Below are 9,154 nucleotides of genomic sequence, written 5' to 3'. Positions count from 1 at the left end.
ATGACGCGGGAGCGGGCGGGCCTGAGGTGGGGGGGCTTTGGAGTTTGAAGTCGCCGAATTGGTACCACCTGGAGGTGTCGTGGTGATAGACGAGGCCGTGGGGGTAGATGCCGAAGGTGAAATGGCCGTCGTAGCCGACCCAGCCGTAGAGACCGCCGGCGGAGGCGCGGGGAATGCGGAGGGCGGAGCGGACTTTTTCCCAGTCGTGGTCGATGTGACCCTGGAGGGTGGCGACGGGTTCGGCGGTGAGAATGGAGATGGCGCCGGGGGTGGCGAGGGAGGAATCCATCCAGACGAGGCCTTCGCGGTGGCGCAGTTGTGCCACTAATTCGGCGGGAGTGGAGGAAAAATCACACGGATGGTAGTGCGGTGACGTTTCAATGGCATGAGAAAACAACGGGAGGGTGTGACCTTCCGGCATTTTGAACGAAGAACCCTGAAGCATTGACACTAGGAGGGCTAAATCGTACCATGATCGTCTTTTTCAGCAACCTGTGACTCCCCCGCCCTCCACCATTCTGTCGTCTGAACGTGATCGCTCCTCTGCGGTGGCCTGGGGGACGCTGTGTGTGCTGGCGGTGGTGCAGATGAGCCTGGTGGCGAAATTGATCGTGAACCACAATGGGTCCGGAGATGCGAGCAGGCCCGTGGCGGCTGGTGCGCCGGTACAGGCTGAGCGGCCGGCGGCTTCCCGCCCTGCGGCACCTGTTTCAACCCCTGCGCCTGTGCCTGCGCCGAGCGCGGTGCCGGAGGTCGGCCAGATAGCCCTGCCGCAGCCTGTGACGACTGCGCCGCCGCTGCCGGGGTCTCTGGTGGCTGCGCCGGTGGCGCCGCCGGTTTCCAATGGGCCGCCGCCGATCGGCTCCTTCACCCAGCCGGGGACGGAGACGCCTGCGCTGCCGGGCTCTGCGTATGTGCCGCAGGGTTCCTCCCTGCCGCGGCCGAACTCTGTGACGCGCACGCCTTCCCTGCCGCCGGCTCCTGATTCTGCCGCAGCGCAGCCGCACCCGCTGCCGGGCAGCGGGGCCATGCCGCCGGCGCTGCCGGGTGCTGCAGCGCAGCCACACCCGCTGCCAGGCAGTGGAACCACACCGCCAGCGCTGCCGGGGACTGCAGCCATGCCGAAGGCACTGCCGGGCACGGCGTCTCTTCCGCAAACTCTGCCGGGCAGCGCTGCCCGCACGCAGGGGCCTGCTGCGAATGCTTCCCAGCCGGCTGCGGTGCCACCTGCGATGACACCGCAGACGTCCACACCCCCGATGGCTGCGACGCCTGCAACGCCGCCGCCGCTGAACGCGAGCGCCCCGGTGGCCACGACGCCGAAGTTTGGGCCGAACATGAATTTTCCTGACAGCGTGAAACCCAAGCAGGATGCGGCGATGGAACTGCTGAAGGATGTGAACTACGTGGTGACCTCTGCGAAGGAGCTGCGCGGCCTGAGCGACATGCAGGGTGTGCTGGAGCTGCTGCGCAAGGCGGAGGAAGTGAACCCTGACCACCCGGCGATCATCGCGGAGATGGCGCAGACGTATGAGCAGATGGGGATAACGGCGAAGGCGATGGATGCATGGCGGCGCATTCAGCTGCTGGGGCCGACGAAGGCGGGGAGCTACTTTGAACTGGCGGCGCGGAGGCTGGGCTCTGGCTCGGCAGCGGTGACGGTGCCGGGCGGCACTTCGCTTCCGGGAGGTGAGGGCGAAAAATTTCTGCGGCTGGGCGCGTGCCAGGCGGAGCGTGACTTCAAGGTGAACAGCGGTGAACGCTACGTGCTGCATGTGCCGATCCAGCGTGCGGGGAACCGGCCGATCAACAGCAAGGAGCTGGACCTGGAGGTGTTCTTTTTTGACCGTGTGAACAATGTGCAGGTGGCGCAGACGATCGCGCCCGAACCCGTGGAAACGTGGCAGTCCTCTCCGGTGGACTGGAACGGTGCGGGTGAGGAGCTGCTGGATGTGGTGTACCACCTGCCCGCCCTTTCGCCCGCCGAAATCCAGCAGCATGGCCGCCGTTCCTATTACGGGTACATGCTCCGGCTGTACTACAACAACAAACTCCAGGATGTGGCTGCAGAGCCCCGCGATCTCCTGGAGTTCGGATCCACACCGGGCGCCGCGCCCGGGGGTGTGAACCCGCTGCTCCCGCCCGTGGGGAGGTGATCGCCACTGACATGCCCGCATGATACTTTTGTTTGTCGATTCCAATGCCGCGCTACGCGGTGTACGTGCCAACTGGCTGAGGGATAATCTCCCTGGCTACTCTGTGGTGGACTTCGCCGATTCGGCGAGCGCCGCAGCGTGGGTGGCGAAGGCTGACTCCCTGGACATCCTGGTGACGGAGGCGATTTTTAAAACGCAGGAGACGGGCTTTGCGCTGAGGGACACGGTGCGCGGGCGCTTTCCGCAGACGCGGGTGCTTTTTACCACACGATATGACCTGACGGGATTTGAAGACCAGATCGCGGACGGGCTGGTGCTGAAGGACGGGCCGTACACGCCGGAGAAGCTGCTGGACCGGGTGCGTGCGCTGCTGACGCTGCCGACGGAGAGCGATGAACCGCCGCCGGTGATGGTGCCGGGCACGGTGCTGGGCAACTACCAGGTGCTGGAGAGGCTGTACATTGAAAAGGAGGCGGAGACGTACCGCGCGCTGCAGATCACGGTGCAGCGGCCGGTGGCGCTGGTGCTGCTGAAGCCGGAGTACCTGAAGCAGCCGGAGGTGGTGGCGAAATTCAAGGAACGCGAGCGCGTGAAGGCTTCGCTGATGCACCCGCGGATCGCGCCGCTGTATGAGGCGGGAGAGACGAACGGGTGGCTCTTTTACACGCGGGAACTGCCGCGGGGGCGGAGTTTGTCCGAGATCGAGCTGACAGATGAACTGCTGAGCGAGCGACGGCTGGCGGAGGTGCTGTTTGGCGTGGCGGAGGCGATGCAGTTTGCGACGGAGCGTGGCTACCACCACCGCAGCATGTCGCCGCGGGACATTTACATCGATGCGGACCACCAGGCGAGCATCGTGAACTTCTTCCGTCCGGCAGTGGCGAAAAAACGTGATGCGCAGGCGGATGTGAAGGCCTTTCTGGAGATGATGAGGCAGGTGGCTGCGGAGGGAAAAGCCCGCGGACTGCTGCAGTCCCTGGCGGATGCAAACCACGACTGGAACGGGCTGCTGAACGCGCTGGATGATGTGCGTGACGACATGCGCGAGCGGAGCATTGTGCGCAAGATCGAGGCGGAAACGATGCCGGTGGCGGTGAATGGAAAGAAGCCGTGGTGGGTGTGGGCGGCGATCGTGCTGATCCTGGTGGTGGTGGCGGGGCTGGGAGCGATGATGAACGGCAAGAACACGCCGCCGGCGGCGAGCACCACGGCGCTGCCGATCGAGATGGTGCGCATCCCGGCGGGAACGTTTAACTATCAAAAGAACGAGCACATCAGGCTGCCGGAGTTTTGGATCAGCAAGCACGAGGTGACGATCGGGCAGTATGCGGAGTTTTTAAAGGCGCTGAAAAGCGCGAAGGCGGGGGCGTATGACCACGCGCTGCAGCCGAAGACGAAGACGGGGCATGAGCCGGCGAAGTGGGGCCAGTATTATGCGGCGGCGAAGGCGGGCACGACCTTTAACGGGGAGAGCATCACGCTGAACACGCCGGTGTCCCAGGTGGACTGGTGGGATGCGTATGCCTTTGCGAAATGGAAGGGCCAGCGACTGCCGACGGAGCAGGAGTGGGAAAAGGCCGCACGCGGTGAAGGTGACAAAGGCCGGCTGTACCCGTGGGGAAACACGCCCAACCCGAAGGCGGCAAACCTGGGTGACGACTATGACGCCTCGCCGAAAGGCAAGGGCGGAAAGATCGACGGGTACAACCTGTGGGCGCCGATCACGCGGGTGACGCTGGATGTGAGCCCGTATGGCGTGTGCGACATGGCGGGAAATGTGAGCGAGTGGACCTCCGGTGAGAGCAAGCCCGACGAGTGGCCGGCGCACCCGGACTACGTGGACATCAAGGTGCCGGTGGTGCGCGGGGGGCATTTTGGGCTGAAGAGCAATGATCAGCTTCTCACGGACAGACGCTTTCCAGAATCCGCAAATGAGGCTACACTGGCCCGAGGATTTCGTACCGCCAGCAGCACCGCACCCGCCAAACCAACGCCATGAAGCTCATGAACCGCATCCTTTTCCTGATGATTCTCTGCCTGTGCTGCGGCCAGGCGCGCGCGCAGTACGTGACGAACCTGACGCTGCTGAAAAATCAGTTTCTGACCGGAGAGCCGGTGGTGGCGGTGGTGACGGTGACGAACCGGTCTGGAGCGGATGTGATCGTAGGAGGTCACGGCTCGCGGGACTGGCTGCAGTTTGAAATCACGGAGTCCACCGGGCGGCGGCTGTCGCCGATCGCAATCGGTTCGGACGAACCTGTGACGATCAAGGCGGGTGGCACGAACACGACGAAGGTGGAGCTTTCCGGCGGATACTCGACGGCGGACCTGGGTACTTTTTCCATGGTGGCGAATGTGCTGCACCCGATCACCGGGCAGTACTATCAGTCGAACAAGGTGCGAATGACGATCTCGGATTCGAAGCCGAACATGTTTGACCAGCCGTATGGAGTACCGGAGGGGTTTGCGAACGCGGGACGGCAGCGGCGGTATCAGGTGATCTTGTACCGGGAGCTGGACGATCTGCAGCTGTACTGCCGGATCACGGATGACCGCAGCGGCGCGTATGTGGCGACGTTTTTGCTGGGACCGGCGATGATGGCGGTGCCGCCGCAGATCAGCATTGATGTGCACAACAAGCTGCATGTGATGTTTCTGGCGCAGCCGCATATTTTCTGCCATGCCGTGGTGAATCCGGACGGCAAGATCAACCAGCGCAACTACTACAAGGATCCGGATGGCAACCGCCCGACGCTGGTGATGACCAGCACGGGGGCCAAGGTGATGGGCGGGGAGATCTTTGATCCGGGTGCACCGCCGCCGAAGAAGAGGCTGCTGCGCAAGACTTCTGAAATGCCCACGTCGCTGGGGACGGTGCCGAAGAAGAAATGACGGCAGGATCAGCGGTACGGAAGGCGTTTAATGCATGCCCATGCATAAACGCCTTTTTCTTTGTCTTGCCTTTTCCGCCACCCTGAGCGCCGCCTGTGCGGCTGATGCCAAGCCTGCGGCGAAGCCGAACTCAAACGGGCCGAAATGGAAGGCGCTGAAGTCGCTGCCGCCGACTGGGTTTACGACGAGGACGATTGAAGTGGCGAAGTATCCGGAGCACACCGTGGAGCTGCATGTGTATGTGCCGGACGCGGAGGGGACGTGGCCTTGTGTGCTGGACATTCACGGCGGCGGCTGGAAGGCACGGCAGGTGGAGGCTGACAGGCCGATGATGGAGCGCCTGGCGCAGCGGGGATTTGTGACGGCGCTGGTGAGCTACCGCCTGAGCACTGAAGCGAAGTACCCGGCGGCACTGCACGACTGCAAAGCGGCGCTGCGCTGCCTGCGCGCGCACTCGAAGGAGCTGAAGATCGATCCGGAAAGGATTGGCTGCATGGGCGGCTCTGCGGGCGGGCATCTCTCCGGACTGACGGCGATGACAACGGGGCTGAAGGAGTTTGAGGGTGAGGGGCCGTGGAAGGAGCAAAGCAGCGCGGTGAAGGCGTGCATTGTGATGGCGGCGACGCAGGACCTGGTGGCGGCGAACCGTGGCAAAAAGAACGAGGGTGCGTCGTTGTTTTTTGGCGGGAGCGAAGAGGAGATGCCGGAGATTTACAAGGCGGCCTCACCGATCACGCATGTGCGAGCGGGAGTGCCGCCGACGATTTTCATCGAGGGTGAAAAGGACACGCTTAAAATCGGACGTGCGGAGATGATGGAGAAGCTGAAGGCGCTGGGGATCGAGACGGCGGTGCATACGCTGAAGGATGCGCCGCATCCGTTTTGGATGAGCGACCCGTGGTGCGCGGAGACGGTGGACATCGCGGCGGCGTTTTTCAAGAAGCAGCTGGGAGAGCCGGTGATGAAGTGAGGGGCGTGGCCGGGCGGGGACTTGAACTGTTCGTGGCCTGGGCGCTGGCGCAGACTGCTAGCTGAAAATCTCTGCGCAGATTTCGGGTGTTTGCGACATCCCGAGAGCCGCACACGGAGTGTGCGGACCACTTCACGGGTGCCCGTGCGATGTACTGTGGCTGTTTCCGCACGCCGAAAAAAGATGCCGGACTCAGGGCACCTGATCCTTGACGTTCGGCGGGCACGAGATAGCAGGGCCGATGAGCATTTCGTATCGCATTCTCGGTGCTGCTGGCAGTGACAACGCGCTGCTGGTGCAGGTGGACAGTGGTCAGGCGGTGGAGCGGCTGCTGTTTGACTGCGGGGAAGGGTGTCTTTCGGACGTGCCTTTTGCGGAGGTGCAGGGGATTGATCAGCTGTTTTTTTCGCACCTGCACATGGACCATGTGGGGGGATTTGATTCGTTTTTCCGCTGCACCTTCAACCGGCAGACGAAGCCGAACCGGATCTGGGGGCCGCCGGAAACGATCCGGATTTTGCAGCATCGCTTTCAAGGGTTCTTGTGGAATCTGCATGAGGAGATGGCGGGGACGTGGCGTGTTTCTGACGTGCATCCTGCGGAGGTCCGCACGACGCGGCTTGAGCTGCGTGAGGCTTTTGCGGCAGCGCATGACGAAGGGACGCAGCCGTATGTGCGGACGATCTGGGAGGGAGCGGGGTGCAGCGTGGAGGTTGTGACGATGGATCACCGGACGCCGACTCTGGCTTATGTGGTGCGGGAGAAGGCGCGGCGGAATGTTGACCTGTCCCGGCTGGCGGCGCTGGGCCTACGGCCGGGGCCTTGGATGAAGCAGCTGAAGGAGTCAGCGGAGGGCGCCGGGGTGGTGGTGATCGATGGCGTCACGCACTCGATGGAGGAGCTGCGAGAAAAATTGATCGTGGAGACGCCGGGAGACTCAATCGCCTACCTGACGGATTTCATGCTGGATGAAGCGGCGATGGAAAGGCTGACGGATGTGCTGCGCGGCTGCCGGGTGATGATTTGCGAAGGGCAGTACCGCCACGCGGACATGGAGCTGGCCAGGAGGAACTTCCATATGACCACGGTCCTTGCGGCAACGCTGGCGCAGCGGGCGAGGGTGGAGGAACTGGTGCTGTTTCACCTGTCCGACCGCTACGAGCGTGCGGTGTGGCTGGAGATGCTGCGGGAGGCCCGGGAGATCTTCCCGAAGACTGCCTACCCGGCGCACTGGGGGCTGGATTTGGGTGACCAGCCTGCATTTCCACACTCCCAATATGGACAGGCGGCGATGTAGTGCGGAATTTCGATTCTGTGGCGGTGCAAACTCGGTATCGGAATACCGAGCTACATGACCGCCTGCTGCACGCTGGCCGTCTTTTCGCTGTTAGGGCAGGAGATGCGGCTGACCGTTTCTCAAGACTACTTCGCCTTGGGCAGGGCCCGGACGAGGAGGCTGTAGAACTCGTTTTCCTCGGGGGTTTCGCCGTCCGTGGGTTGGCACCCACGGCTACGGTTGTGACAGCCCTACGGGCTTGGACCAGAATGGCACACCCCGTCTGCTTATTGCTGAATGCACAGCGGGCTGCTACTTCGCCTTGGGCAGGGCTTGGACGAGGAGGCTGTAGAACTCGTTTTCCTCGGGGGTTTCGCCGTCGCTTTTGAGGATGTTTTTCACAACGCCGAGGACTTCCTTCTGGGCGGTCTTGGTGGTGAAGATCTGCGCTTTCTCATTGATGTAGTCGAACATGGTGTCGTCGCTCTCGGACATCTCGCGGGCGCGGGCGAAGGATTCGTCGATGAAGAGGTTCTTGGGGTACTCGGAATCCCAGCCTTCCGCGATGAAGGCGGACTCAAGGAGGCGCTCCTCGGTCAGGGAGATGTGAGCGTCTGCGTAGATGGAAAGGGTGAGGATGTCGAAAAGGGCTTCGCGTTGAGGTTGTGTCATAATGAAATGAATCTGGCGGTGTGAGGCGGAGGATCAAGCGGACACTTGTTTTACACGGAGATCTTGAGCGTCTGGAAGGGATCTGATGCGGAGCCTGAATAGACTGAGGCTTCAACGTGCGGGCCGTTGACGGTGATGACGGCGAAGCCGGCGGTGTCGGCGTATTCGAAGGAGGTGACTTCTTTGCGCTCGGTGGCGTAGATTTCGCGGCGCTGGGTGGCGGTGTCGGGGGAGTGCTTGGGTTCGAGATTGATTTGATCTCCGGTGTAGGTGGCGAGGCCGTGGCGGATGTCTTTGGGCTTTTGATTTAACGAGGAGACGACGCTGCTGACGGCAAGCTGGGAGAAGCTCTTGCCGCCGGCATTGCGGGTGAGGGCGCTGAATTTGTGCAGGTGGCCGCCGAGGACCATGGCCTGCTGCTGACCGAGGATGTCGAGGAGTTTGGTGCGCTGGGCTTTGAGCTTTTCGCCGGCGTAGAGGTGCCAGGTGGCGCGTGCGCCGTAGGGGACGACGGGCGGGTGGATGGTGACGAAGAGGTGTTTGGCGGTGCGCTTGGCGGCGACGGCTTCGAGCCATTCGAGGCTGGTTTTGTCGTAGGCATCGAAGAAGGCGAACTGGGAGTCGCCAAAGGTGAGGGTGTGATTGGCCTGGGTGTGGGTGGCGGTGGAGTCGAGGATGCGTGCCTCTTTGGCCATGAAGGGGAGGAGGACTTCATCGAAAGCTTCTTTGGCGCCGTCTCCGGTGACGTCGTGATTGCCTTTGGTGAAAACGAAGGGGAGGCCGAGGTCTGCCTGCGTGACGAAGGCGAGGGCTTCGCGGTTCTGGCGGGCGGAGAGTTCGGCGCTGCCGCAGAGGCCTTCGACGAGATCGCCGACCTGGAGGACGAAGGCGGGTGGTGCGGCGGAGTCGCGCAGGGATGCGATGCGCTGCTTGATGGCGGCGAACATGCCGGGCATGACTTCGGCAGTGAGGCGGGAGTAGTTTTGGATCTGGCTGAGATCGCCGCCGTGGTGGGCATCGAGCCATTTCATGTCGTGGTGGGAGAGGCTGTCGTAGTGGAGATCGCCGAGGAGGATGAAGGAGAAGGGCTTGGGGGCGTCTGCGGCGTGGGATGCCAGATTTGGGAGAGTGGCGGCTGCGGCGGTGGCGGTGCAGGTGTGGAGGAAATGGCGACGAGAGGGCATGCGG

General features: G+C 62.8%; 7 protein-coding genes and 1 pseudogene. 5 read left to right on the top strand and 3 right to left on the bottom strand.

What is annotated here, in order from left to right:
• A pseudogene (locus ACILSO_RS24280) lies at positions 1 to 325 on the bottom strand (hypothetical protein); the annotation flags it as partial.
• Between the two features lie 169 nt (positions 326 to 494).
• On the opposite strand from ACILSO_RS24280, the gene ACILSO_RS24275 reads away from it, so the two are divergent.
• The 5 genes from ACILSO_RS24275 to ACILSO_RS24255 all read left to right on the top strand — a co-directional run bounded on the left by ACILSO_RS24275 (position 495) and on the right by ACILSO_RS24255 (position 7,315).
• Complete coding sequence (locus ACILSO_RS24275; RefSeq protein ID WP_395740064.1) at positions 495 to 2,156, top strand: hypothetical protein; 1,662 nt, start codon at positions 495 to 497, stop codon at positions 2,154 to 2,156.
• Between the two features lie 19 nt (positions 2,157 to 2,175).
• The gene (locus ACILSO_RS24270) at positions 2,176 to 4,155 is read left to right on the top strand and encodes an SUMF1/EgtB/PvdO family nonheme iron enzyme (protein WP_395740063.1); all 1,980 of its coding nucleotides are present in this window, start codon (positions 2,176 to 2,178) and stop codon (positions 4,153 to 4,155) included.
• A 5-nt stretch (positions 4,156 to 4,160) separates the two neighbouring features.
• On the top strand, positions 4,161 to 5,048 hold the full coding sequence (locus ACILSO_RS24265; RefSeq protein WP_395740062.1) for a hypothetical protein: 888 nt from the start codon (positions 4,161 to 4,163) through the stop codon (positions 5,046 to 5,048).
• A gap of 40 nt (positions 5,049 to 5,088) precedes the next feature.
• Positions 5,089 to 6,018 carry an alpha/beta hydrolase fold domain-containing protein gene (locus ACILSO_RS24260; protein WP_395740061.1) on the top strand — a complete coding sequence of 310 codons (930 nt, stop codon included), beginning with the start codon at positions 5,089 to 5,091 and terminating at the stop codon, positions 6,016 to 6,018.
• A 241-nt stretch (positions 6,019 to 6,259) separates the two neighbouring features.
• Entirely contained in the window at positions 6,260 to 7,315 is a 1,056-nt protein-coding gene (locus ACILSO_RS24255) for an MBL fold metallo-hydrolase (protein WP_395740060.1), read from the top strand.
• Between the two features lie 291 nt (positions 7,316 to 7,606).
• Here ACILSO_RS24255 and ACILSO_RS24250 read toward each other — a convergent pair whose 3' ends face one another.
• Entirely contained in the window at positions 7,607 to 7,966 is a 360-nt protein-coding gene (locus ACILSO_RS24250) for a hypothetical protein (protein ID WP_395740059.1), read from the bottom strand.
• A 50-nt stretch (positions 7,967 to 8,016) separates the two neighbouring features.
• Positions 8,017 to 9,150, bottom strand: coding sequence for a metallophosphoesterase family protein (locus tag ACILSO_RS24245; protein ID WP_395740058.1), 1,134 nt, complete (start codon positions 9,148 to 9,150; stop codon positions 8,017 to 8,019).
• Positions 9,151 to 9,154 lie beyond the last annotated feature (4 nt).

Origin of the sequence: Prosthecobacter sp. (assembly GCF_044226605.1) — a bacterium.
Classification (GTDB): domain Bacteria; phylum Verrucomicrobiota; class Verrucomicrobiia; order Verrucomicrobiales; family Verrucomicrobiaceae; genus Prosthecobacter.
This window is presented reverse-complemented; position numbering and strand designations above follow the sequence as displayed.